This window comes from Aeromonas dhakensis (assembly GCF_002285935.1).
GTDB lineage: Bacteria > Pseudomonadota > Gammaproteobacteria > Enterobacterales > Aeromonadaceae > Aeromonas > Aeromonas dhakensis.
This window is the reverse complement of sequence record NZ_CP023141.1, coordinates 381,422-405,338: the sequence shown is the minus strand read 5'-3', so window position 1 is coordinate 405,338 and position 23,917 is coordinate 381,422. Positions and strand designations below refer to the sequence as shown.

Genomic DNA, 23,917 nt, shown 5'->3' with positions numbered 1-23,917 from the left:
CACCATGATGAAATTGAGAGCCGCAGAAGCGCGCGGCAAGGCCAACTTCGGCTGGCTGGATGCGCGCCACAGCTTTTCCTTCGGGCACTACTACGACCCGGACTGGATGGGGCATTCAGTGCTGCGGGTCATCAATCAGGATCTGGTGGCGCCGGGTGGCGGTTTCGCGACCCACCCTCACGCCAACATGGAAATCCTGACCTGCGTGCTGCAAGGCACCATAGAGCACAAGGACAGCCTCGGCCATGCCGAGCAGATCCCGGCGGGGGATTTCCAGCTGATGAGCGCGGGGTCCGGCATCCGGCACAGCGAGTACAACCCCTCGCAGACCGAGCCGCTCTCCCTGCTGCAAATCTGGATCGAGCCGAACGAACACGGCACGACACCCGGCTATCAGCAGAAGAAGATTGAAGCCAACCCGGGCATGACGCTGGTGGCGTCACCGGACGGCGAAGCAGGATCCTTCAGGATCCGCCAGCAGGCCCGCGTATGGCGGTTGCAGCTTGAACCGGGTGAGAGCCTCACCTGGGAGCTGGCCGGCCGACACGGTTACCTGCAGATGATTTCAGGGGAGCTTGCCGCCAACGGTCTGGCTGCCCGACCCGGCGACGGGGTACTCAGTCGTGATGAGCCCAAATGGGATCTGGTGGCCATGAGTGCCAGCCAAGCCCTGTTATTTGACCTACCCTGAAGCAGTCAGCGGTGATGTGACGCAAAACGAGGATATTGAAATGGACAAGATGAAAGATTTGGCACTGCTGGTGGGTCGCGTACTGCTGGCTCTGATGTTTGTGATTGCGGGCTGGGGCAAGATCGGCGGTTACGCCGGTACTCAGGGGTATATGGAAGCCATGGGCGTGCCCGGTTTCATCCTGCCGCTGGTGATCCTGCTGGAGCTGGGCGGTGGCCTCGCCATCATGCTGGGCCTGTTTACCCGCAGCCTCTCCGTGCTGATGGCCGGTTTCACCCTGATGGCCGCCTTTATTTTCCACTATCAGCCTGCCGACCAGATGCAGATGCTGATGTTCATGAAAAACGTCTCCGTGGCCGGTGGTTTCCTGGCCCTGGCGGCGGCCGGTGCAGGTGCCTTCAGCCTGGATGCCCGCCTCGGCAAGAACTGGTAAACCCCGCAGGCTCGAGTTTTCCAACGCCTTTTGGCCGGTGCAGTTGCACCGGCTTTTTTATGCCCGCCACATTTGCCTGCGGCAGATGGGCGATGTGATCGGCGACAACAAGCGCCTTTTGCATCTTATCCCCCGATCCCCGACAATCCCGATACCTGTGACGTGACGGGGATCCTTGAGGTTTTCCCGCGCTGACCCCTCTTTGCACTGGCGGGAATTGCCCATGTTTACCCTCTACCACTCCAATCAGCTGGATCTGCTCAAAGAGTTGCTGGTGAGCCGCATCCGGCAGACCCCCCTCGCTCACCCTTTCGAGCGCGAGCAGATCCTGGTGCAGAGCCCGGGCATGGCCCAGTGGCTCAAGCTGGAGCTGGCCAAGGCCTTCGGCATCGCCGCCAATATCGACTTCCCGCTGCCCGCCAGTTTCATCTGGGAGATGTTCACCCGGGTGCTGGCGGACGTGCCTCGTCAGAGCCCTTACAACAAGGGATCCATGAGCTGGCAGCTGATGACCATCTTGCCCGCCCTGCTTGACCGCCCCGCCTTTGCGCCGCTGGCCGCCTATCTGGGGAGTGGGGATGATGCGGATCCTGCCCCGGATTCCGCCAAGGCGCCCGAGCAGGTGCGGCTGTGGCAGCTCTGCCAGAAGGTGGCGGATCTGTTCGACCAGTATCTGGTCTATCGGCCGGACTGGATCGCCCGCTGGGAACAGGGGGAGGGATTGAGCCAGGAGCTGGCCGGGGTGAGCGGTCAGGATTGGCAGCCGGAGCTGTGGCGCGAGCTGGTGGCCCGCACCCTGGCGCTCGCCCCCAGCGGCTACCACCGTGCCAACCTCTACGAGGAGTTCATCCACGAGCTGGAGCGCACCGCCGAGCTGCCGGGCACGCTACCCCGGCGGGTCTTCGTGTTCGGCATCTCGGCGCTGCCGCCGCGCTACGTGGAGGCGCTGCTGGCCCTCGGCAGCCGGGATGAGGTGGAGGTGCACCTCTTCGTCACCAACCCCTGCCGCTACTACTGGGGGGACCTGCTCGATCGCAAGACCCTGGCGCGCCTTCAAAACAAACTCAAGCCCGGTACCGATCTCGAGACCCTGCAGGGCCCCGCCAACCCCTTGCTCGCCTCCATGGGCAAGCTGGGGCGCGACTACCTGCACCAGCTGATGGAGCTGGAGGTGCCGCAAATCGAGGCCTTCGTCGATATCGACGATCAGGATGAACAGGGCCAGGCCAGGCTGCTGCGCGCCATTCAGAAAGATGTGCTGGAGCTGGCTGAACGGGGGGCTGGCGAATTCGAACTGGATAGCAGTCACCACAAGAGCCCGATCGATCCGGCCGATGGATCCCTGCAGATCCACGCCTGCCACGGCCCGATGCGGGAGCTCGAGGTGCTGCACGACCGGCTGCTGGCGCTGTTCGAGCAAGACCCCTCCCTCACCCCGAAAGACGTGGTGGTGATGATGCCGGATGTGAACAGCTACGGCCCCTATATCCAGGCGGTGTTCGGGGCGAGAGGCCAGATCCCCTTCGCGGTGTCGGATCGGGCGGCGAGCCAGGAGAGCCCGCTGCTGCAGAGCTTCCTCGCCCTGCTGAGACTCCCCAACGCCCGGCTGGGGGCCGGCGAGCTGCTCGCCATCCTCGAGGTGCCCGCCGTGCTGCGCCGCTTCGAGCTTGATGACGACGAGTTCAACCAGCTGCGGCGCTGGGTGCAGGAGACCGGCATTCGCTGGGGGCTGGATGACGGCTACCCGGAGCGCTTCGATCTGCCGCGCCTCTCTGGCAACAGCTGGCTGTTCGGCCTGCGCCGCATGCTGCTCGGTTTTGCCATGGGCGACGGCGAGCCGGTGGCAGGGATCCTGCCCTATGCCGATATCGAGGGGCAGCAGGGGCTGGCGCTCGGCAAGCTCGCCTGGTTTGTCGACTCCCTGGCGGAATTTCTGCCCCGCCTGCAACAGGCGCAGGGGCTGCCCGAGTGGATCGCCTGCCTCAACGAACTGCTGGAGCGCTTCTATCAGGCCGACGAGGATGAAGAGCGCCAGCTGCAGCTTATTCGCAGCCAGCTGGCGGACTGGCTCGCCCAGCTCGGCGAGGCCCGCTTCGAGCAGCCCATCAGCGCGGATCTGCTACAGGACTACCTCGGCAGCGTGCTGGGGGAGTCACGCTCCAGCCAGCGCTTCCTCGCCGGTCAGGTCAACTTCTGCACCCTGATGCCGATGCGCTCCATCCCCTTCCGGCAGGTCTGCCTGCTCGGCATGAACGACGGCGTCTACCCGCGCACCTTGCCCCCCATGGGGTTTGACCTGATGGCGGTGGCGGGCCGGCGCGGGGATCGCTCCCGTCGCGACGACGACCGCTACCTCTTCCTCGAGGCGCTGCTGAGTGCCCAGCAGGGGCTCTACATCAGCTATCAGGGCTTCAGCGCCCAGGACAACAGCGAGAAGGTGCCTTCCGTGCTGCTGGCCGAACTCATCGACTATGTGCGTCAGGGCTTCGTGCTGGCGGGGGATGAGAACCTCGATGACGAGACCTCCGGCAAGCGGCTGCTCGAGCACCTGATCGTCGAACACCCGCTCACCCCCTACAGCCGCAGCTACTTCTATCCAGAGGCGGATTCCGGCCTCTTCACCTATGCCGCCGACTGGCTGCCGGCCCTGAGCCCGCAGCGCGGGGCCGCCAACTTCCAGAGCGGCGAGCTGCCTCTGCCCCCCGAATGGGGGAAAGAGCAGGGGCTGGAGCTGGCGGAGCTGCTGCGCTTCTATCGCCAGCCCGCCAAGTATTTCCTCAACCGCCGCCTCAAGGTGTGGTTCGAGCTGGACGAGGCCGAGATCGAGGACAGCGAACCGTTCGAGCTGGACGGCCTGCAGCACTACCAGCTCAAGGCGCTGCTGCTCGATGCCCATCTGGCACAGGGGGAAAGCGAGGAACGTCGCCAGCGCCTGCAACTCTCCGGCCTGCTGCCCCAGGGCTGGTTCGGCAGCCTGCTGCTGGACGATCTGGACGCCGAGATGGGCAAGCTGGCTGCGCGCCTGCGCCCCTGGGTGGCGACCAATGAGGCGGACAAACAGGCGGTGGAGATCGATATCTCCCTGACCCAGGGCCAGCTGCAGGGGTGGATCGACACCCAGAAGGGGCGCTTGCTGGTGATCAAACCGGGCAGCTTCAACGGCAAGGATCTGCTGCTGGGCTGGATCCAGCACCTTTGCCTCTCCCTGAGTGATGCCCCCGGTGACACCCTGCTGTTCGACGCCAAGCAGAGCCTGCGACTGGCCAGGCTCCCGGCTGATGAAGCCCGCCCCAGACTGGCGGCGCTGGTGGCGCTCTGGACCCAGGGGATGAAGCGGCCGCTGCCGTTTTTCCCGAGCACTGCCTGGGAGTGGATCAAGGGGATCGAGAAGGATCCGGAGAAACCGGAGGCCGCCGACAAGGCGGCACTCGCCCGCTTCAACGGCGGCTACATGGTGACGGGGGAGGGGCAGGACGTCTACGTCTCCCGCTGCTTCCCGGAACTCGATGACGAGGTGCTGGCCCAGCTGCAGGCGCTGGCCCGCGAACACCTGACCCCGCTGATCAAGGCGCTGGAGGAGTTGCAATAATGGCTAACCCGCTCAATACCCTGCGTTTTCCCCTCCATGGCGAGCGGCTGATCGAGGCTTCCGCCGGCACCGGCAAGACCTACACCATCGCCGGCCTCTACCTGCGTCTGCTGCTGGGCCATGGCCCGCTCATCGAAGAAGGCGCCGATGCTGGTCAGGCGAGCGCCCACGAGCGGCCCCTGTCGGTGACCGAGATCCTGGTGGTGACCTTTACCGAGGCGGCCACCGCCGAGCTGCGCGGGCGGATCCGCGACCGCATCCACGAGGCGCGCCTCGCCTTTATGCGCGGTCACAGCGGCGATGCCCTGCTGGCCCAGCTGCTGGAGGAGGTGGAGGATCACGAGCTGGCGGCCCGCCGCCTGCTGGCCGCCGAGCGGCAGATGGACGAGGCGGCCGTCTTCACCATCCACGGCTTTTGCCAGCGGATGCTGAAACAGAACGCCTTCGAGTCGGGCGCCCTCTTCGAGACCGAATTTCTCACCGACGACAGCCAGCTCAGGCTGCAGGCGGTGAGCGACTACTGGCGCGCCGAGTTCTATCTGGTGGATAAAACCCTGGCAAGCGCCGTGCGCGCGCTCTGGCCAAGCCCCGCCGCGCTGCTGCGGGAGATGAACGGCTGGCTCGACAACAGCGAACTGGAGATGCGCCCGCCGGTGGGGGACGAGACCCTGGCGGCCCGCCATCAGGTGGCCATGGCCCGTATCGAGGCGGTGAAAGCGGCCTGGCTGGCGCAGGTGGACGAGATCCGCCGCCAGACCGACGGCCATATCAGCCGCTACACCGGCAAGAACTACGAAGGCTGGCTCGCCAAGATAGCCGACTGGGCGCAAGACGAGACCAGCGGCTACGCCATTCCCAAGGAGCTGGAGCGTTTCGGTCAGACGGTGCTGGAGGAAAACCTCAAGAAGGGGGGGGCGGTGCCTACCCTGCCGCTATTCAGCGAGATCGACGCGCTGCTGGCGAGCCGCCCCGGTATCCGAGATCTGATCCTGCAGCGGGCCGCCGTGGTGGTGCGCAGCCGGATGCATGCGAGCAAGCGCCAGGCCCATCAGCTCTCGTTCGACGATCTGCTCAAAGACCTCGACGGGGCGCTGGGTTCTAGCCTTGGCGAACGGCTGTGCGATCGTATTCGCGCCACCTACCGGGTCGCCATGATCGATGAATTCCAGGATACCGACCCCCAGCAGTACCGTATCTTCCATCGGCTGTACGGCGGCCATCAGGACACGGCGCTGCTGATGATCGGTGACCCCAAGCAGGCCATCTATGGCTTTCGCGGCGCCGACATCTTCACCTACATTCAGGCGCGGCGAAATGTGAGCGCCCACTACACCCTGGGGCGCAACTGGCGCTCCAGCGGCGCCCTGGTAGCGGCGGTCAACGGCCTGTTCGAGCGGGCCAAGGATCCCTTTATCTACGAGGCGGATATCCCCTTCCTGCCGGTGGAGGCGCAGGGCAAGAGCAAGGCGTTGCGCCTCGATGGTGAAACCGCCCCCGTGCTGCACTGCTGGCAGCTCACCGGCCAGCCCACCTTCAACCGGGGGGACTACCAGAGCAGGATGGCCCGCGCCACGGCGGCGGAGATCCACCGCCTGCTGAGCCTGGCCCGCGAGGGCAAGGCGCTGATCGGCAGTGAGCCGGTGAAAGCGGGCGATATCGCCGTGCTGGTGCGCACCGGCGCCGAGGGCAAGCTGGTGCAGCAGGAGCTGGCACGCCTCGCCATCGCCTCGGTTTATCTGTCGAATCGCGAGAGCGTGCTGGAGCAGGTGGAGGCGCGGGAGATCCTGCTGATCCTGCACGCCTGCCAGAACCCGAGCGAGGAGAGAAGTTTGCGGGCGGCGCTTGCCACCGGCCTGTTCGATCTCGACGCCAAGGCCCTCGACGAGCTTGCCTCGGACGAGCGGGCGTGGGAGAACGCGGTGCAGGAGTTTATGGAGTACCGCAAGGTCTGGCACAAGCGCGGTGTGCTGGCCATGCTGCGGGCCCTGCTGCACCGGCGCAATCTCGCCTCTTCGCTTTTGGCGAGCCCCTACGGTGAGCGGCGGCTGACCAACTTCCTCCATCTGGGGGAGCTCTTGCAGCAGGTGAGCAGCGAGCTGGACGGCGAATACGCCCTGCTGCGCTGGCTGGGGGAGGCGGTGAACCGCCAGAGCGGCCAGGATGCGGAGCAGATACTTCGCCTGGAGTCCGAGCGCAAGCTGGTGCAGATCGTCACCATCCACAAATCCAAGGGGCTGGAGTACCCGCTGGTGTTCCTCCCCTTTATCTGCAGCCACCGCAGCGCCGACACCCCGCTCTATCACGAGGCCGATGAGGCGGGCAACCGCACCATCCTCGATCTCACCGGCGCCGAGGATTCCTTGGCAGAGGCCGACAAAGAGCGCCTCGCCGAAGACTTGCGCCTGCTCTACGTGGCGCTGACCCGGGGCGTTTACGCCACCTGGCTGGGGCTGGCGCCGGTGCGCTCCGGCAACGGCAAGTCGGAGAAGACCGACCTGCACCAGACCGCCATCGGCTACCTGCTGCAAAAGGGGGAGGAGGGGGACGCAGCGACCCTGGCCACCGCCCTCAGTGCGCTTGCTGAGGATCTGCCCGGGGTGGCCGTCGGTGAGCCCTCGCTCACTCGCCCGGCCCCGTTGCCGGCCGAAGAGGAGCAACTGGGCGAGCCCAAGGTGCGCCGCTTTGGCGGCACCCTTGAGCGGGACTGGTGGATCAGCTCCTACTCCGGTCTCGCGGCCCAGGGCCACGGTCACAGCAAGGGCGTATTGGCCAATCCCGGCTTCGATGACGAGGTGGTCACCGAGGCGGCGGCGCTGGCTGCCGAAGAGCCAGTGCAGGCGCCCCAGCCCTCCATCTTCACCTTCCCGAAGGGGGCGCGTCCCGGTACCTTGCTGCACAGCCTGTTCGAGACCATCGACTTTGAGAGTGCCGCAGGCGAGCCGCTGGCACAGCATATCGCCACCCTGCTGGCGCAGGACGGCTTCGACGAGAGCTGGGCCCAAGTGCTGCAACAGCAGGTGGAGGCGGTGCTGGATACCCCGCTTGAAACGGGCTTTGGCGAGCCGGTACGGCTGCGGGATCTGGCCCCCGAGCGCAAGCAGGTGGAGCTGGAGTTCTTCCTGCCCATGGGGCGGGTGACGGCCCCTGCGCTGACCGCGCTCTGCCAGCAGCACGACCCGCTGTCACGGGGCAACAAGCCGCTCAGCTTCGCCACCGTGCAGGGGATGCTCAAGGGCTTTATCGACCTGGTGTTCGAGTGGCAGGGGCGCTGGTATCTGCTCGACTACAAATCCAACCACCTCGGCATGAGCCCGGCCGACTACAGCCGGCCGGCGCTGGAGCAGGCCATGGTGGAGCATCGCTACGACCTGCAATACCAGCTCTACTCCCTGGCGCTGCACCGGCTGCTCGCCCTGCGTCTGCCGGGCTACGACTTCGACCAGCACTTTGGCGGGGTCTTCTATCTGTTCCTGCGCGGCATGCCACAAGGGGGGATCTTCCATACTCGCCCCAGCCGCGAGCTGGTGCAGGGGCTGGATCGGCTGTTTAGCGAGGGGGCGGCGTCCGCCTCTGCACAAGAATGGGATAACGGGGTAGAAGCATGAAGAGCGCAATCATGATCGAACGGCTCAAGGCCCTGGCGCTGGCGGGGCGCATCCGCCAGCTGGATCTGCAATTTGCCAAGCTGGTGGCCGATCTGGGCGGCGGCCCCGAGCTGGTGCTGGGGGCCGCGCTCGCCTGCTTCGAGCTGGGGCGCGGCCATGTCTGTCTGCCGCTGGAGATGTTATCTGCCGGATCCTTGCGCCCGTTCGGGCTGGATCCGGATCAGGGCCGGGATCTGCTGGCCGATCTGGCGGATCCGGCGAGCTGGCCCGCCCTGTTTGCGGCAAGCCCCCTGGTTGGCGGCGAGCAAGATGAAGGGGAAGCCCCGCGCTGGCCGCTGCGGCTCTGGCACGGCCGCCTCTATCTCACCCGCTACCACGATCATGAGCAAGGGGTGGCCCGCCATCTTCGTGCCTTGAGTGAACGCGCCGAATGGCCCGAGATCGCCCCGGCCCTGTCGCGCCTCTTTGCCCGCGACTACGGCCTGGTGTTCGGGGCGCTGCTCAAGGCCCGCCTCGCCCCCGACTTTTCGGCCCGCCACTTTATCGAGAAGTATCTGGATCTGGTGTTCCCAAGTGAGGTGGAGTGGCCCGCCATCGAAGGGCTGCTGGCCAGCGCCCAGGCCGCAAACGACCTGAGCAAACTGGATGCACTGGTGCCCGAGGCGCTCTGCTGCAACGGCCAGAAGCTGGCGGCGGCCACCGCGGCGGCGCGCCCCTTTGCGGTCATTTCCGGCGGCCCCGGCACCGGCAAGACCACCACGGTCGCCAAGCTCTTGGCCATTCTGGTGGAGACCGGTCTGCAAGCGGGCAAGGCCCCGGCGATCCGGCTGGTGGCCCCCACCGGCAAGGCGGCGGCGCGCCTCACCGAGAGTATCGGCTCTGCCCTGCAGGCCCTGGACTTGCCCCCCGAGTGGGTCGAAGCCATTCCCACCGAGGCGGGCACCCTGCACCGGCTGCTCGGGGTCATTCCGGGCCGCAGCCAGTTCCGCCATCACAAAGGCAACCCGCTGCACCTCGATTTGCTGGTGGTGGATGAGGCCTCCATGGTCGACCTGCCCATGATGGCGCGCCTGCTCGATGCGCTGCCGAGCCACGCTCGCCTGATCCTGCTCGGCGACAAGGATCAGCTCGCCTCGGTGGAGGCGGGGGCCGTGCTCGGCGATATCTGCAGCTTTATCGAACAGGGCATCAGCCCCGCCCAGGCGGACTGGCTCTCCCGCCAGACTGGCTATCGGTTGCAGGGCACACCTGGTGGTGCACCGGTGCGTGACAGCCTCTGTTTGCTGGCCAAGAGCTGGCGCTTTGATCAGCATTCGGGCATCGGCCAGCTGGCGCGCGCCTGCAACGGCGGTGATGCGGCGGCGGTGGAATCAGTCTGGGGCATGGGCTTTGCCGATATCAGCCTGCACCCCTGGGCCGGGGAGGCCTACGACGAATTGATTGCCCAGGGGGTGGCCGGTTACGGCAGCTATCTGAAGGCGGCCCGCGCCGGGGAGGCACCCGCCGCCGTGTTCAAGGCGTTCAACGGTTTTCAGATCCTCTGCGCCCTGCGGGACGGCCCGTTCGGGATCGAGGGGCTCAACGAGCGCCTCGAACTGGCCCTGTCACGGGCGGGGCTGATCGCCCGCGATAGCGACTGGTATGCGGGCCGCCCCGTGATGGTGGTGCGCAACGACCACGGGGTCGGCCTCTACAACGGCGATATGGGGCTCTGCCTGCCCGATGAAAGCGGGCGGCTCAAGGTCTGGTTCGAGCAGCCGGACGGCACCCTGCGGGCGCTTTTACCCAGCCGGCTGCCACCTCACGAGACGGTCTACGCCATGACCATCCACAAGTCCCAGGGCTCGGAGTTTGCCCATACAGTGCTGGTGCTGCCCGACAGTCCCAGCCCGCTGTTGACCCGCGAGCTGGTCTACACCGGCATCACCCGCGCCAAAGCCCGGCTCGATCTCTACGGCGATCGCGCCCTGCTGGCACAGGCCGTGCGGAAAAAGACCGAGCGTTATTCGGGATTGGCACAGAGGTTGGGGGAGTGAGTGATGAGATTATTCAGGCTTCATCATCACCGACACGACAATAACTGAAGGAGTTATATTTTGTTCAGTGAAGAAAGAATGGCTGAGGTCATGAGAATACTTGAAATATCTGGTGATCTCAGAAAAGCCAGTGTGAATGATGAAGAGTTGATTTTTGCCGCTATCAACAATTTATTAATGCACTCTCCTGGAAGTTTAGCCTACTCTGTCGAGCATCTATCTGAGCTCAGAGATTTGATTGATGAAAATATAGAGCAGAGGGTTAATGAGGAAGTCATCAGGTTGCCTGACACTGATAAAATTAAAGACTATCTTAATAAAAACAGAGCGTTGATTAGGGACGTTTCTGTTGGGCGGACGGCAAAAAATAGTATATCTGAACTAATTGATTTTATTAATGAGTATGAGCTAGACAGTGATGCTGAAACTTTTGCCGGTTTCTTGACTGAGGCAATGTCTAGCATCAATGACTTCTATATATCTACCAGAATTGTTCCAATGGTACAAAGAGGAATATATGCCACAAGTATCGGTGATTTAATTGGGTCTATGGATCGTGACTTCTTAGAAAAAAGAAACAACGAATCTTTTTGGCAAAAAAATTTTATTTTAATAAAAAGCTTTTAGAGCATCTTCTGGGTGGTAGTATTAGTCTGTGTTACAGAGAGTTTGGAGTCGGTAGTACGGACATCTCAGGGAAAGGTAATCGGCGAACTGATTTTGCATTACTTCATTCTTTAAGTAGAAATATTAATCTGGTTGAAATAAAAACGCCAGGTACAGCTCTTTTATCTAATAGAAGATATAGAGGCACTTTTGGAATTTCAAATGATTTATCAGGAACCATTGCTCAAGTGTTAATACAAAAATCTGAATTGATGAAAATTTTTATAGTAAAAAGTATAATGATGAAGTTGACTTTGAAGTTTTTGCACCACGTTGCTATATAATATGCGGTTTGTTATCTGACCTCAATGATGATAAAGATAAATTACGGGCATTTGAAATCCATAGAGATGCAGTGTCTTCTCATGTAAAAATAATTACTTTTGATGAGTTGTATCGTAATTTTTTAGATTTCAATCGTTCTAATTAGGATGGGTTTCGTAGATAGGTCTCTTACGTTGGGCTTCACAGATTCAGCACCAACCTACCGATTTTGTAGGTTGTGGCTGAGCGTAGCGAAGCACAACGTTTACCGCGAAATCTCTTTTTCCTTCCCCTCATCCCCAACCCTTCTCCTCCTTTTTTAATAAACGGGAGAAGGGAGGCTGGGCATCATTTTATATCTTTCGCACCACGGGATTATCCGGCATTTGTAGGTTCGATTAGCGAAGCGTAATCGGACGGTCGCGTAATCGGACAATCGCGTAACCGGATAATCGCTTAACCCGACGCTCACCTAATTGGAGGTTCCCTTAAGCGGGATTTCGACAAACCAGATATTCGGGTCGTCGGATATCCACACTCCCCAACCGCCTCTGGCTTATGGTCCGGCCTGTATATCCGGCTGGCAGCCGTGGCCCTGGGCGACCTCCTCCTTGAGCCAGTCGGTAAAGCAGCGGATCCGGGTCAGTCGGGGGGAGTCGGGATCCCAGATCAGGTGGTAGTCGTTGTCGGGGTTGTAGCTCTTGGTGAAGAGGCGGGTCAGCAGGCCGCTGGCGATCAGATCCCCCGCCAGCACGTTGCGGCTCAGGGCGACCCCCTTGCCGGAGAGCACCATGTCGATCGCCAGGCTGTTGTTGTTGACCTCGAAGCGCTTGATCCGGCTCAGGTCGAGCCGATAGCCCGACTCCTGCAGCCACTTCTCCCACGAGACTCCGGCGTAGTCGGGCCCGGAGACGATGACGGTGTCGTAGAGATCCTCGATACGCTGCAGCCGCTCGGCCAAGGCCGGCGAGCAGACCGGAAAGACGCACTCCCGGATCAGCAGGCAGGAGCTCAGCTCGGGGTCGACCCGGTTGCAGTAGCGGATTGCCAGATCCATGCCACCCCGGCCTATGGGCTGCACCTGGGGGTTGGCGTTGAGGCGCACTTCGACCTCGGGGTGGCGTTCGACGAAGCGCCAGAGCCTCGGCATCAGCCAGCGGCTGGCGAAGGAGGGGATGACGGTGACGTTCAGCACCCCTGCCAGCGGCTCACACTCGAGGGCGGCCATGCCCTGCTCGAACGCCGCCATGCCCTGGCTGACCCAGGGGAGCAGGCGTGCACCCCGCTCGGTCAGACGCATGTTGCGCCCCTCGCGGACAAACAGCTTGACCCCCAGACTCTGCTCCAGCCCCCGGATCTGCTGGCTGACCGCCGCCTGGGTGATGAACAGCTCCTCGGCGGCGCGGGAATAGCTGCCGTGGCGGGCCGCCGCCTCGAAGGTGTGCAGGGCACCGATCTGGGCGATGTATAACTTGCGCTTATGTGTCTGGTTAGCTTTCATCGTTGGCCTTCCTGGCCCGGATTAATAACACTCGACGTCCAATCAAACGGCGAAATCAAGGCGAGGTTATCATGGAAACGGCAGGAAGCAATCTGATCGAATCGATCATGAAAATATTGACCAGAAGGGCCGACAAGACCCGCACATTCAAGCAGGAGAATATGCCAGACTGGTTGCGACACGATATGGGGCTGCACAACGATGACAATCAAAAGCAGCACCACGCCAGAGACAGGATTAAATATTGAGACGCTGTTTTTTGTTCCATACGCCAATGCAGATTTATTTTTCTGAATATAATATTGAGTAGTGCTGGTCTCACTCTATCTGAAATATGTATGGCGCCTCAGGTGATATGATCTGGCGATAGGTGGTCCCGTATATATTTCTGCACGAGACCGCATCAATCAATCTGTTGCGAAGGTGGTGGCTGAACGAAGCCCAACGTTTACTGTTAAATCTCTTTTGCCTTCCCCTCATCCCCGACCCTTCTCCCGCAAGGGGAGAAGGGAGCAAATACGCTGTCCGATTACGCTTCGCTAATCGAACCTACCTGGCTGATGGTATTGCGGTTAACTGAACCGGTGTGGTGAGCGATCATGCTCCCGATACCGCATGATCCCCTCTCCCGTTGGGAGAGGGCAGGGTGAGGGGAGATCTCTGGGATTAGATGGTCAGCTCCAGCCGGTTGCCTTCCGGGTCGAGAAAGGTGCTCTCGTAATAGCCGTCGCCGGTCCAGCGGGGGCCGTCCAGGTGTTTCACCTCGGCCCCCTTGAGCAGCTTGAGGCGGGCGGTCATCTTGTCCACCTCCTCTGTGCTGCCGAGGGAGAAGGCGAGATGGGCCAGCCCCTGCAGCGGGTGTGGCAGGCGCAGATCCGCCGGAAACAGGATGGGGGTGTGCATCAGCTCCAGACTGGCCCCCCCCTCGAAGCGCACGAAGTAGGAGCTGAACTGTTTGCTTGGATTGTGGTAACGCTCATTGGCCTGCCCGCCAAACAGGGTGCAGTAGAATGTTGTGAGCGCCTCCAGATCCTGCGCCCAGATGGCGACGTGATGGATATGCATGGCTTATCTCCTGTGACTTGATGCCCTTAATGCTATGCTGGGGCCTGCCCCTTCGACATGGTTGAGTCCGTCCTGATGATGTCTGAAACTGCCAACATCGAGCTTATCGATGTCTCCCCCGACTGCCGCGAGCAGATCTGCTGTGACAGCCTGCTGCCGGCCCTCGCGCAGGAGCAGGTGTGGCTGGCGGGCTATTCTCGCCTCAAGACTCGCTACCGCATTGCGCGCCGCTTTGCCGATATGCACTGCTTCTTGCTGACCCTGGGGGGCGAGGGGGAGGTGCTGGTGGGCGATCGCATGGCGCGGCTGCAGGTGGGTGAATGGGCGCTGATCCCGGCCGGGGAGCCGCTCTGCTACCAGCTTAGTGAGCAGTTGAGTGATGAGCCGTTGAGAGAGCAGCTTAGTGAACAGCCGAGCGAGCCGTTGAGCCAACAGTCGAGCGAGTGGGAGCTGGTGTGGCTGCTGCTGCACAAGGACTCCCCCTGGGATGCCTTCGCCAGCCAATCCCGGTTGGGTTGCACCTCCCAGCAGGCCACTCTGCTGCGCACCATCGAGAACCTCTATGCGGAGCAGGAGCGCCATCAGGACCCGCTGCTCAGTGCCCTGCTGGTAGAGCAGCTCGGCTTCTATCTGCGCCGTCTGCTGCAGAAGGGGGAGGGGCAGCGGCGCGGCGAGCGGCTGGCGCTGCGCCTCGAACTGCTGCTCAAGGAGGCGCTGGCCGAGCCCTGGGACATAGCGCGCATGGCCAGCGCCCTGCATCTCTCCGAGCGCCAGCTCTACCGGCTCTGCCAGCAGCACTTCGCGCTGGCACCCATGGCGCTGCTGCAACGGCTGCGGCTGCAACGGGCTGCGCTGTTGCTGGCCAGCCGGGCCGATTCGGTAAAGCTGCTGGCCGAGCAGTGCGGCTTTCGCAACGAGTACCACTTCTCCACCGCCTTCAAACGCCAGCACGGCCTGGCGCCCAGCCACTATCGCCACCGGCATCATCCCGCCTTTAAAACCGGAAAAGGCTAGTGTATTGAGTCACACTGGTTGCTACTGTTGTTCAGACGAACCTGATTGCGGCCGATAACCGGAGACGGGCCATGAGCCGGCTGGCCGCGACAGAGTTGGGTTTCATGGGAGTCGTCTCCCCATAGTCGTTTTTCTTCAATCAGATTGCATTTCCCGCAGTTGGGGGTGAGAGGGCAAGGATGGTCTCTATGCTGCAAGACAGTGACACGATCAGGATCTCGGACGTCAGCGAAGCCGTGGTGCACGGCATCCTGGCGGTGGTGAGCGACGGTATCTGGGACTGGAACGCCAACACCGGGTTCGTCTATCGCAATCCCGGCTGGTACCGGATGCTGGGCTACGAGCCCCACACCCTCGGCAACACTGTCTTCACCTGGGAGAGCGTGATCCATCCCGACGACATGGAGCAGGTGATGGCCTGCTTCGACGCCTACCTGAGCGGCGCCGCCCCCGACTACCGGGTCGAGTATCGCTGCCGTAGCCGTAGCGGCGACTACATCTGGATCGAGGATTGCGGCCGCATCATAGCCCGCAACCCGGACGGTTCTGTGGCCCGGATGATCGGCGCTCACCGCAACATCCACGCCCAGAAGCTGCTGCTGGAGCAGCTGGAGCGGCGCAATCACACCCTGGAGCAGCAGATTGCCTTGCGCACCGCCGAGCTGGTGCGGCTCAACGAGGCGCTGCAGCAGAAGGCGGAGGAGAATCGCCAGCTGGCGGAAACCGACGCCCTGACCGGTGCCGCCAGCCGCTACCGGTTGGAGCGCACCATTCGGCAGGAGTGCGAGCGTGCCAAGCGTTTTCAGCAACCCTTCTCCGTCATCGCCATGGACGTGGACGACTTCAAGCAGATCAACGACAGCCACGGTCACCAGGCGGGGGATCAGACCCTGATCAACATAGTGGCGCTGGTGCGGGCACATATTCGCGAAATAGACCTGATTGCCCGCTGGGGCGGGGACGAGTTCATGGTGGTGCTGCCCAATACCGGCCTGGCCGATGGCTGGCGGGTGGCCGACAAGCTGCGGCAGTTGCTGATGGATACGCCGGTGTGCGAGCACTTTCCCATCACCATGAGCTTCGGGCTGGCCGAGTACCGGCCGGACGAGAGCATGGGTCAGCTGATGGTCAGAATGGATCGGGCCCTCTATCAGGCCAAGCAGACGGGCAAGAACCAGATCTGCCAGTAGCCGGCCGTCTCACCCCTCTCAGGCAGGCCGCCGGCTGCCGAATGGTGCTAATCCTTCCCCCCGAATGCGTCTTGACCGCAGCCTCATCTTGACTCCGTACGGGTACGCTGGTCTGATGCGCGCTCTTTAATCCCGTGAGACATGAAACGATGAAAAAGAGCATCCTGGTTGCCCTGACTGCACTGCCCCTGATGGCCAACGCCGGCCTGATGGACTCCCTGACCGACACAGTGACCAGCAGCGTGACCAGCACTGCCAAAGAGATGGCCGGCACCGCCATGGACAGCGCCTCCAACGAGGCGATCAAGAAGGCGCTGGACATCAAGGAAGGCGGCTCCAACAAGCAGGCCATCAAAGAGAAGCTGGGCGCACCGGCCAGCACCAAGACCGAAGCCGGTCTGGAAGTGTGGACCTATGATCTGGGCGCCCTGAACAAGGTCTCCCCCATGCTGGCTGAGACCTCCAAGAGCCTGTTCAAGGAGTCCGAAGTGGCCCAGAAAACCGTGCTCATCAAGTTCGAAGGCGAAACCGTCAAGACCCTGAACCTGGCCGACAAGACCAAGGCCTGAGTCTGAACGACGTGCATGAAAAAAGGGGCCCGCGGGCCCCTTTTTGCTGCTTTCGAATTACTGGTGCGCTTCGGCGAACTGCTTCATCGCTTCGGCGTGCTTGGTCATGCCGTCGGCACGCAGATTCAGGTTTTTCACGAACTCGGCCTTCTTGGCCGGATCTTCGATCTTGTCGTAACGCTGCTGCAGGTTCGCCTGGATTTGCTCCGGGGTCATGTTCTGCATGCGGGCCATCTTGTCGTGGCGGCCGCCATGGTGCTTGCCGCCCATCATGCCGCTGCCGTCCATCGGGCAGTCGGTCATCATGCCGGGCTGGGCAGTGCTGACGGCTTCGCTGGCGGCATAGGCGCCAAGCGGCAGGCCAAGGATCAGGGTGGCGGTCAGCAGAGTCTTGGTCAGTTTTTTCATGGTCTATCTCCTTGCGGATTGAGTTCGGGGTCGGCTTGCTCGCCTTGACCCTGATTACACACCAGACAGGTGTCTGAACTTTGCCAGTTGAAGCCTATTTTGTAGCAGAGTGTGACACCATGACCCTGTACCGGGCATTGACCGGGCCCATGCTGGGCGGGAAATAAAATACCCCGTCAGCGTTGGTCGCTGGCGGGGTATTTTTCCGGATGGGCGGGCTTAGCGCTGGCGACCGCTACCGACGCTGTAGGGCATCCGATAGCTGCTGCTCTCACCGTCCAGGCTGAGGGTCAGGTCACCCTGGGCCCGCATTGGCAGGCGTACCTGCTGCATGCCGTTCAGCCGGGCGGGGACCCGCTTGATCAGATCGCCGGCGGCATTGTGGACCTCCAGGGTCGGATGGGCATCGCCGCTGCTGGCGGTGTCGTGCCAGTTGACGAACAGCAGGCCGGGGGCAACGCTGACGTCGGCCGGCAGGGCGGCCTGGGCCAGCCCGGTGTGGGCCAGTCCGGCCAGCATGAACAGGGCCATGGTCTTGTTGATCATGAGTCGATTCTCCTTGATGAGATGCCGCAGGGGCGGCGGGAAGGTCAGGGTGCGCACCGGAGGGGGCGCATCATGACGAAGGGGGCTCGGTCGCCTGGTCGGCGGGCACGCCGGTATCGTCTGCTGCCGCGTCGACGGCGCCGGCTTGCACCGGGTCGTTCTGGCCAGATGTGCGCCTTGCCTGTCTGGCAAGGGCTTCGCTGGCGGCAAAGGCCAGCAGCAAGGGGGTGGTGAGGGCCAGCATGGCCTGTCTGCTCCTGCAACCGATGGGGTGGTCACAGTAAACAGCCGGTCTGTGTCTCAACTTTGCCGAGCGGCCGCTTTTTTGTAGCAGAGTGTGGCATCTTGCTGATCTGGCACACTTTGACACAAACCGCCCGGCGGATTTTCGTATACTCGTGCCAGCTCTAACAGGAGGTCCCCATGAATCAAAACAGCACCCACATTCTGGTGGTCGACGATCACAGCGAGATCCGCGATCTGCTGAAGCGTTTTCTGGAACAGCACGGCCTGCGGGTCAGCTGTGCCCGCGATGGCAAGGAGATGAAGCGGTTGCTGGAGGAGCGGGAGTTCGATCTGCTGGTGCTGGATCTGATGATGCCGGGAGAAGACGGCCTGACCCTCTGCCGCGAACTGCGGGCCAAGTCCAGCCTGCCCATCATCATGCTTACCGCCATGGGGGAGGAGACCGACCGTATCATAGGGCTGGAGATGGGGGCCGACGACTACCTCGCCAAGCCGTTCAATCCGCGCGAGCTGCTGGCCCGCATCAAGGCGGTGATGCGCCGCACCCAGGTCGAGCCGCAGCCGGTGGCCGAGGCCTTGACCCGGGATCTGCGCTTCGATCGCTGGCTGCTCGACATCAACCGGCGCGAGCTGGTGGACGAGGAAGGGGTGGGGTTGAGCCTCTCCACCGCCGAATTCGACCTGCTGCGGGTCTTTCTGGAGCGCCCGCAGCGGGTGCTGAGCCGGGATCAGCTGCTGGATCTGGCCCGCGGCCGCGAGGCGGTGGCGTTCGACCGGGCCATCGACACCCTGGTGAGCCGGCTGCGGCGCAAGCTGGAGCGGGATCCCAAGAATCCGGAGCTTATCAAGACCATCTGGGGCGGCGGTTACCTGTTCGCCGCCGATGTAACCCAGGTATAAGGCGGTGGGGATGTTAAGACGCGGCTGGTCGAAGCTGTGGCCCAAGGGGCTGACCGGCCAGATCATCCTGGTAGCGCTGGCCGGGCTGGTGCTGATCCAGCTGCTCAGCATCCAGATCTATCGCACCGATCGGGAGGAGGCGCTCGGCTACGTCAACAGTCGCAACGCCATGCAGCGCATCGTCTCGGTGGTGCGGCTGCTGGCCCTCTCGCCCCCCTCCCTCTATGACGAGATCCTCAAGGCGAGCCGCAGCGAGACCCTGCTGCTGCGCATCGCCGACGAGCCGCTGCAGCCGGACAACCGTAGCCCCCGTTTCGAGCAGTTGGTGCGCTCCCGGTTGGGTTACCCCTCGACCCTGATGGTGGAGATCAGCGCCGAGCTAAAGCAGGATGCCCAGCGCAGCCGGGCCTGGCAGCACCACAACCGGATGATGAAGGACCGCAAGGGGGTGCCGCCACCGCAGGACATGCGGCTGTACGGCTCCATCCAGCTGCCGCGCGGCGGCTGGCTGCAGTTCAGCTCGCTGGTGGACAAGGAGTCGGCCAGCTGGTCCTGGCAGACCACCTTCAACCTGATGCTGGTGGCGAGCCTGGTGATCGGCATGATGATCTGGCTGTTCCGTCGTGCCACCCGGCCGCTCAAGCAGCTGGCCGCCAACGCGGACCGGCTCGGCCGCGGCGAGGACATAGAGCCGCTGCGGGAAGAGGGGCCGACCGAGGTACGCGAATCCATCCAGGCCTTCAACCGCATGCACACCCGGCTCGATCGCTTCGTGCAGGACCGTACCCGCATGCTGGCGGCCATCTCCCACGATCTGCGTACCCCCATCACCAGCCTGCGGCTGCGCACCGAATTTCTGGACGAGGGGGAGGACAAGGAGCGGATCCAGCAGACCCTGCAACAGATGGAACAGATGCTGGCGGCCACCCTCAGCTTCGCCCGGGAGGAGGGGCAGCAGGAGGCGACCCGGGAGCTGGACCTGGTCAGCCTGCTGGAGAGCCTGTGCGACGATTATGCCGACACAGGTCAGCCGGTTACCTGCCTGGCCGAGGGCAAGCAGGTCTACGCCTGCCGCGCCAACACCCTGCGCCGGGTGCTGCAAAACCTCATCGGCAACGCCATCAAGTACGCCGGCAGCGCCGAGGTGTCGCTGGAACGCACCGACAGCGAGCTGGTGATCCGGGTCTGCGATCAGGGGCCCGGCATCGATCCGGCCCGGCTGGAGGATGTGTTCAAGCCGTTCGTGCGCCTCGACGAGGCCCGCAACACCGAATCCGGCAGCGTGGGGCTGGGGCTCTCCATCGCCCGCACCCTGGTGCACCAGCACGGGGGCGAACTGACCCTGCACAACCGGGAGCAGGGCGGGCTGGAGGCTCGCATCAGCCTGCCGCTGTGAGGGGCGAACGAGTCGATGGAAAGGGCGCCTGCGGGCGCCCTTCTCGTTTTTGGTCTTGTACTGGTCCGGCCGGCATCACGCTCGTTTCATACTCGCTCATGCTTGTTCTCCTATGCTGAAGATGGTGATAATCGATGGCCGCGCAGACGGCCAAACAGCAGGGTCGGTACAGGGATGGCAGGTGAGTCGGGAGTCAGGTGGCGAGTCGGATACGGGTGGTTGCTGCTGCTCTGGGCGCTGGTATCGCCGGCATGGGCGAACACAGCGCCCAAACCGCTCATCGTGGCCAACTCCAAGGCCTGGCAGCCCTTCTCCTATCTCAATGAAGCGGGTCAGCCCGATGGCCTGCTGATCGATCTGTGGCGCGAGTATGGCCGCGTCACCGGTCGCCCCATCCAGTTCAAGCTGGTGGACTGGCAGAGCTCGCTGGACCTGGTTCGCAACGGCCAGGCCGATGTCCATGGCGGCCTGCTCTGGTCGCCGGAGCGCAATATGGTCTACGACTATGGCCAGGCCCTCTCCCACCTCGACGCCCAGCTCTTCTTCGCCAACTCCCTGCGCGGTTCGGACGTGAACTACTACCTGCTGCACGAGAGCGTGGGGGTGGTGGCGGGAGGGTTCGAGGAGTACTACGCCCGCAAGAACTTCCCGCGCACCCGGCTGCGCACCTTCGATGACAACGACGCCATGCTGCGCGCTGCCTTGAACGGCGAACTGGAAGCCTTCATCGCCGACCTGCAGGTGGCCAACTTCTACATCTACACCGCGGCGGATCCCACCCGTTTCATCCCGGTGCGCCACCTCTACAGCGATGACGTCCGTTTTGCCGTCGCCAAGGGCAATCAGGCGCTGCTGCAGGAGCTGGAGCAGGGTTTCGCCCGCATCGGCGAGGCGGATCGGGAGCGGATCATCCGCAAGTGGATGCATATCGAGACCGTCTACCCGGCTCATCTCTGGCCCTGGCTGCTGGCCGTCGGCGGCCTGGTGCTGATGGCCTACATCATCCAGCTGCGGCGGGCGGTGGCGAGTCGTACCGCCGAGCTTATCCAGGCCAACGCCAGGCTGGAGCGTCTCGCCAGCACCGACTCCATGACCGGCATCCTCAACCGGCGCGCCTTCTTGCCGTTGTTTGAGCAACGACTGACCAGCAGCGAGCCGTGTGCCCTGCTGCTGTTCGATCTCGATCGCTTCAAGGGGATCAACGATCACTTCGGGCACGGGGTCGGCGACGAGGTACTGTCGGCCATGGTGGAGCGCGTGCAGCGGGTGTTGCCCGCCAGCGCCCTGTTCGCCCGCATCGGCGGCGAGGAGTTCTGCATCAGTCTGCTGGTGGCCGACATGGCGACGCTGCAGCAGTGGGCCGAGCGGATCGGGCGGGAGGTCAATGGCCGCAAGCTGTCGACCAGCGCCGGGGAGCTTGGCATCTCCATCAGCACGGGGGCTGTGTGGGTGCCGGCAGAGGTGAGGGCAGAGGGCCGACGAGTGCTGCTGCAGGCGGATCAGCTGATGTATGGCGCCAAGTCGCTGGGGCGCAACACCTGGCAGGCGGCAAGCTATGTGAAAGAGATGGCAGACGAGGCGGGGCAATAAAGAACCGCCGCCCAGGGTGGGCGGCGGTGAGTCATCAGAAGTTGTAGGTCATGCCCAGGGTGTAGCGGCGACCATCCAGCACGGTGCCGAAGCTGCTGTAGTCCACTGTCTTGTCGAACAGGTTGTAGACGCCTGCGGTGACGTTCAGATGTTCGTTGGCCTTGTAGACCAGACCCGTGTCGAAGAAGGTGTAGGAAGGGGTGCCGTCGGCCATTCTGACCCGGCTCAGGTAGTCCGAGGTCTTGCTGCGGAAATTGACCCGTGACCAGAGGCTGACGTCATCGGTACTCTTCCAGTCGACCGTGGTGTTGAACATGTGGCGCGGCATCTGGTTAAGCGCCTTGCCCTCGTTCGGACCGCTCTTCTGCTCGGACTGGGTGAAGGTGTAGCTGGAGGCCAGCGACCACTTTTCGTTGATGGCCCAGTTGGCTGTACCTTCCACCCCGCGCATGTTCGCCTTGTCGACGTTGATGCGGTCGCTGATGAAGTCATAGGTGTGACCGTTCAGGGTGCAGGAGGGATCATCCTTGCTGGTGCAGCGGCGGATCTCGGAGATCTTGTCCTCGAAGTCGGTATTGAACAGAGTCAGCCCTGTGCTCAGCCCCTCCTGACCATCCCACAGCAGGGCGATCTCCTGGCTCACGCTGGTTTCCGGTTTGAGCTGCGGGTTGCCGACCAGCATGCCGTCCTGGGTGCCGCCGCCGGTGGCCTGGCCCCAGTTGGCGGCCGACATGCGCAGGTCCGGTGAGCGGTAGCCGGTGGAGACGCCACCCTTCAGGGTCCAGAATTCGGCCGGGTGCCAGACGCCGTACAGACGCGGGCTCCAGTGGGTGCCGTAGTTCTGGTCACGGTCCATCCGCACGCCGCCGGTGAGGGCGAAGCTGTCGGTCAGCGACCACTCGTCTTCCACGAACAGGGCCCAGCTCCAGCGGGTCAGCTGATTGGCACGGTTGGCCACGTTGAGCTGGTTGCCCTCATCCTGCAGATCCTCGTGACGGTATTGACCGCCCACGCTCAGGTAGTGAGCCCCCAGTTCGAACTGGGTATGGGTGTCGGCGATGGTGTTGATGAGCTTCATCTGACGGCCGGGGTTGGTGTTCTCTTCCCGTTGCAGGTAGCTGGTGGAAGAGCCAAAGTCATAACGGCCGTCGTGGGTGATGGCGTAGTTGGTGCGCCCGTAGGTGTTCAGGCTGGGCTTGTCTTTGGCTGCCAGAGAGTCGCCCGGGGTACGGTTGCGATCCTGCAGACCGCGGCTGGCCTCGAAGTCAAAGCGGTTGTGCTCGTCCGGTGTCAGGCTGAACACCACAGTGCCGCTGCGCATCTCCTGTTCGGCGAACCCGTTCTGGAACTGATCCTCGCCGCGGTGGGAGAGCAGACCGTTCACTCGCACCCCCAGCAGGCCATCCACCAGGGCGCCAGCGGTGTAGGCGTTGCTCTGGAAGATGTTGCCGGAGCCCTTGTTCTCCTGGAAGGTGGAGTCGGCCTGCACCGAGCCCTGCCAGGCCGTCATGCTGGCGGTCTTGCGGGTGATGATGTTGATGACGCCGCCCATGGCGTCGGAGCCGTAACGGGAGGACATGGGGCCGCGCACCACCTCGAGCCGCTCGATGGCCTGCAACGGCGGCAGCCAGCCCTGCTCGATGCCGGGGCCATCGCTGTTGGGACGGGTGCCGCGGCTGTCGACCCGCTTGCCGTCGACCAGCATCAGTGTGTACTTGGAGCTCATGCCGCGAATGCTGATGTCACTGCTGCTGCCGCCGCCGGTGATCACCACCCCCGGCACGTCCTTCAGGGCGTCGGTCACGTCACGGTAGGCGCGTTTCTCCAGTTGCTCGCGCGTCACCACCGAGATGGAGGCGGCGGTGTTCTCGATCTTCTGCTGGAAGCCGGAGGCGGTCACCACCATGACCTCCTGTTCGGCGGCATGGGCGTTGGCGGCGAGGACGGCGAGAATGAGCGTGGTCAGCTTGTTGCGGTGCATTGTTATCATGTTGGCCTGAACTCTTTTTTAGTAAGAAGATGCATTCATCCTTTGGGTGAATCGATGGGGGGTCTCGCCGCATCCCGCGTGAAACCCGGACCAGGCAGGTTCAATCGAATAGTGATCCCGGCGGTCGGCAGGCATTGTAGTGATCACTGATGACTGTGTAAATGATAATTAATCTCATTAATATTGTGCGGTTATCCTCTCGCCAGCAGAGAAACGGA

21 protein-coding genes are annotated in these 23,917 nt (G+C 62.9%); 15 read left to right on the top strand and 6 right to left on the bottom strand.

All coding sequences use genetic code 11. The annotated features are described in order from the left end of the window. The first annotated feature begins 4 nt into the window (after positions 1-4). From CK627_RS02145 to CK627_RS23180, 8 genes are all read left to right on the top strand, one after another. Complete coding sequence (locus CK627_RS02145; protein WP_005306141.1) at positions 5-691, top strand: pirin family protein; 687 nt, start codon at positions 5-7, stop codon at positions 689-691. Positions 692-731: 40 nt separating this feature from the next. After that, the gene (locus CK627_RS02140) at positions 732-1,124 is read left to right on the top strand and encodes a DoxX family protein (protein WP_024941255.1); all 393 of its coding nucleotides are present in this window, start codon (positions 732-734) and stop codon (positions 1,122-1,124) included. Positions 1,125-1,347: 223 nt separating this feature from the next. After that, positions 1,348-4,713: an exodeoxyribonuclease V subunit gamma gene (recC, locus tag CK627_RS02135; RefSeq protein ID WP_095591576.1), complete on the top strand. Its 3,366-nt coding sequence runs from the start codon at positions 1,348-1,350 to the stop codon at positions 4,711-4,713. After that, positions 4,713-8,318: an exodeoxyribonuclease V subunit beta gene (recB, locus tag CK627_RS02130; protein WP_095591575.1), complete on the top strand. Its 3,606-nt coding sequence runs from the start codon at positions 4,713-4,715 to the stop codon at positions 8,316-8,318. Before recC ends, recB begins: the two co-directional genes overlap by 1 nt. Further along, a complete protein-coding gene (gene recD / locus CK627_RS02125) occupies positions 8,315-10,354 on the top strand; it encodes an exodeoxyribonuclease V subunit alpha (protein ID WP_095591574.1) in 2,040 nt (679 codons plus the stop codon). The genes recB and recD overlap by 4 nt, the downstream gene beginning before the upstream one ends. 60 nt (positions 10,355-10,414) lie before the next feature. Next, positions 10,415-10,981, top strand: coding sequence for a hypothetical protein (locus tag CK627_RS22455; protein ID WP_157737149.1), 567 nt, complete (start codon positions 10,415-10,417; stop codon positions 10,979-10,981). Next, positions 10,945-11,304 carry a Shedu anti-phage system protein SduA domain-containing protein gene (locus CK627_RS02120; protein WP_157737148.1) on the top strand — a complete coding sequence of 120 codons (360 nt, stop codon included), beginning with the start codon at positions 10,945-10,947 and terminating at the stop codon, positions 11,302-11,304. The genes CK627_RS22455 and CK627_RS02120 overlap by 37 nt, the downstream gene beginning before the upstream one ends. Positions 11,305-11,312: 8 nt before the next feature. Continuing rightward, positions 11,313-11,450 (top strand): hypothetical protein, encoded by a 138-nt coding sequence (locus tag CK627_RS23180; RefSeq protein WP_367643835.1) that lies wholly within the window; start codon positions 11,313-11,315, stop codon positions 11,448-11,450. Between the two features lie 390 nt (positions 11,451-11,840). Here CK627_RS23180 and CK627_RS02110 read toward each other — a convergent pair whose 3' ends face one another. Then, positions 11,841-12,785, bottom strand: coding sequence for a LysR substrate-binding domain-containing protein (locus CK627_RS02110; protein ID WP_095591571.1), 945 nt, complete (start codon positions 12,783-12,785; stop codon positions 11,841-11,843). Between the two features lie 71 nt (positions 12,786-12,856). Here CK627_RS02110 and CK627_RS22790 point away from each other — a divergent pair, with 71 nt between their 5' ends. After that, complete coding sequence (locus CK627_RS22790) at positions 12,857-13,033, top strand: hypothetical protein (protein WP_162851583.1); 177 nt, start codon at positions 12,857-12,859, stop codon at positions 13,031-13,033. A 418-nt stretch (positions 13,034-13,451) separates the two neighbouring features. On the opposite strand, the gene CK627_RS02105 is transcribed toward CK627_RS22790, so the two are convergent. Further along, the gene (locus CK627_RS02105) at positions 13,452-13,850 is read right to left on the bottom strand and encodes a VOC family protein (RefSeq protein ID WP_095591570.1); all 399 of its coding nucleotides are present in this window, start codon (positions 13,848-13,850) and stop codon (positions 13,452-13,454) included. Between the two features lie 75 nt (positions 13,851-13,925). Here CK627_RS02105 and CK627_RS02100 point away from each other — a divergent pair, with 75 nt between their 5' ends. From CK627_RS02100 to CK627_RS02090, 3 genes are all read left to right on the top strand, one after another. Then, positions 13,926-14,864, top strand: a complete 939-nt coding sequence (locus tag CK627_RS02100; protein WP_167385241.1) for a helix-turn-helix transcriptional regulator — start codon at positions 13,926-13,928, stop codon at positions 14,862-14,864. 188 nt (positions 14,865-15,052) lie between these two features. Continuing rightward, on the top strand, positions 15,053-16,054 hold the full coding sequence (locus CK627_RS02095) for a sensor domain-containing diguanylate cyclase (protein WP_095591569.1): 1,002 nt from the start codon (positions 15,053-15,055) through the stop codon (positions 16,052-16,054). Positions 16,055-16,203: 149 nt separating this feature from the next. After that, entirely contained in the window at positions 16,204-16,623 is a 420-nt protein-coding gene (locus tag CK627_RS02090) for a hypothetical protein (RefSeq protein WP_005306108.1), read from the top strand. Between the two features lie 57 nt (positions 16,624-16,680). On the opposite strand, the gene CK627_RS02085 is transcribed toward CK627_RS02090, so the two are convergent. The 3 genes from CK627_RS02085 to CK627_RS22785 form a co-directional block, all read right to left on the bottom strand. Then, complete coding sequence (locus CK627_RS02085; RefSeq protein ID WP_005306105.1) at positions 16,681-17,031, bottom strand: hypothetical protein; 351 nt, start codon at positions 17,029-17,031, stop codon at positions 16,681-16,683. A gap of 219 nt (positions 17,032-17,250) precedes the next feature. Further along, entirely contained in the window at positions 17,251-17,577 is a 327-nt protein-coding gene (locus CK627_RS02080) for a hypothetical protein (protein WP_005306102.1), read from the bottom strand. A 70-nt stretch (positions 17,578-17,647) separates the two neighbouring features. Further along, positions 17,648-17,821, bottom strand: coding sequence for a hypothetical protein (locus CK627_RS22785; protein WP_017780879.1), 174 nt, complete (start codon positions 17,819-17,821; stop codon positions 17,648-17,650). Positions 17,822-18,000: 179 nt separating this feature from the next. On the opposite strand from CK627_RS22785, the gene CK627_RS02075 reads away from it, so the two are divergent. The 3 genes from CK627_RS02075 to CK627_RS02065 all read left to right on the top strand — a co-directional run bounded on the left by CK627_RS02075 (position 18,001) and on the right by CK627_RS02065 (position 21,709). Next, positions 18,001-18,723 (top strand): response regulator, encoded by a 723-nt coding sequence (locus CK627_RS02075; RefSeq protein WP_005306095.1) that lies wholly within the window; start codon positions 18,001-18,003, stop codon positions 18,721-18,723. Between the two features lie 10 nt (positions 18,724-18,733). Continuing rightward, entirely contained in the window at positions 18,734-20,119 is a 1,386-nt protein-coding gene (locus tag CK627_RS02070; protein WP_005306091.1) for an ATP-binding protein, read from the top strand. Between the two features lie 102 nt (positions 20,120-20,221). Next, positions 20,222-21,709: a transporter substrate-binding domain-containing diguanylate cyclase gene (locus CK627_RS02065; RefSeq protein WP_095591568.1), complete on the top strand. Its 1,488-nt coding sequence runs from the start codon at positions 20,222-20,224 to the stop codon at positions 21,707-21,709. Positions 21,710-21,743: 34 nt separating this feature from the next. Here CK627_RS02065 and CK627_RS02060 read toward each other — a convergent pair whose 3' ends face one another. Further along, the gene (locus CK627_RS02060; RefSeq protein ID WP_095591567.1) at positions 21,744-23,690 is read right to left on the bottom strand and encodes a ligand-gated channel protein; all 1,947 of its coding nucleotides are present in this window, start codon (positions 23,688-23,690) and stop codon (positions 21,744-21,746) included. Positions 23,691-23,917: the final 227 nt, after the last annotated feature.

What these genes read in the sequence shown, in the direction of transcription:
- CK627_RS02060 (WP_095591567.1), bottom strand. Translation starts at nt 23,690, where the DNA reads ATGCACCGCAACAAGCTGACCACGCTCATTCTCGCCGTCCTCGCCGCC.
- CK627_RS02140 (WP_024941255.1), top strand. Translation starts at nt 732, where the DNA reads ATGGACAAGATGAAAGATTTGGCACTGCTGGTGGGTCGCGTACTGCTG.
- recD (WP_095591574.1), top strand. Translation starts at nt 8,315, where the DNA reads ATGAAGAGCGCAATCATGATCGAACGGCTCAAGGCCCTGGCGCTGGCG.
- recB (WP_095591575.1), top strand. Translation starts at nt 4,713, where the DNA reads ATGGCTAACCCGCTCAATACCCTGCGTTTTCCCCTCCATGGCGAGCGG.
- CK627_RS02095 (WP_095591569.1), top strand. Translation starts at nt 15,053, where the DNA reads ATGCTGCAAGACAGTGACACGATCAGGATCTCGGACGTCAGCGAAGCC.
- CK627_RS02090 (WP_005306108.1), top strand. Translation starts at nt 16,204, where the DNA reads ATGAAAAAGAGCATCCTGGTTGCCCTGACTGCACTGCCCCTGATGGCC.
- CK627_RS22785 (WP_017780879.1), bottom strand. Translation starts at nt 17,821, where the DNA reads ATGCTGGCCCTCACCACCCCCTTGCTGCTGGCCTTTGCCGCCAGCGAA.
- CK627_RS22790 (WP_162851583.1), top strand. Translation starts at nt 12,857, where the DNA reads ATGGAAACGGCAGGAAGCAATCTGATCGAATCGATCATGAAAATATTG.
- CK627_RS02105 (WP_095591570.1), bottom strand. Translation starts at nt 13,850, where the DNA reads ATGCATATCCATCACGTCGCCATCTGGGCGCAGGATCTGGAGGCGCTC.
- CK627_RS02110 (WP_095591571.1), bottom strand. Translation starts at nt 12,785, where the DNA reads ATGAAAGCTAACCAGACACATAAGCGCAAGTTATACATCGCCCAGATC.
- CK627_RS02085 (WP_005306105.1), bottom strand. Translation starts at nt 17,031, where the DNA reads ATGAAAAAACTGACCAAGACTCTGCTGACCGCCACCCTGATCCTTGGC.
- CK627_RS02070 (WP_005306091.1), top strand. Translation starts at nt 18,734, where the DNA reads ATGTTAAGACGCGGCTGGTCGAAGCTGTGGCCCAAGGGGCTGACCGGC.
- CK627_RS02145 (WP_005306141.1), top strand. Translation starts at nt 5, where the DNA reads ATGATGAAATTGAGAGCCGCAGAAGCGCGCGGCAAGGCCAACTTCGGC.
- recC (WP_095591576.1), top strand. Translation starts at nt 1,348, where the DNA reads ATGTTTACCCTCTACCACTCCAATCAGCTGGATCTGCTCAAAGAGTTG.
- CK627_RS02080 (WP_005306102.1), bottom strand. Translation starts at nt 17,577, where the DNA reads ATGATCAACAAGACCATGGCCCTGTTCATGCTGGCCGGACTGGCCCAC.
- CK627_RS02075 (WP_005306095.1), top strand. Translation starts at nt 18,001, where the DNA reads ATGAATCAAAACAGCACCCACATTCTGGTGGTCGACGATCACAGCGAG.
- CK627_RS02100 (WP_167385241.1), top strand. Translation starts at nt 13,926, where the DNA reads ATGATGTCTGAAACTGCCAACATCGAGCTTATCGATGTCTCCCCCGAC.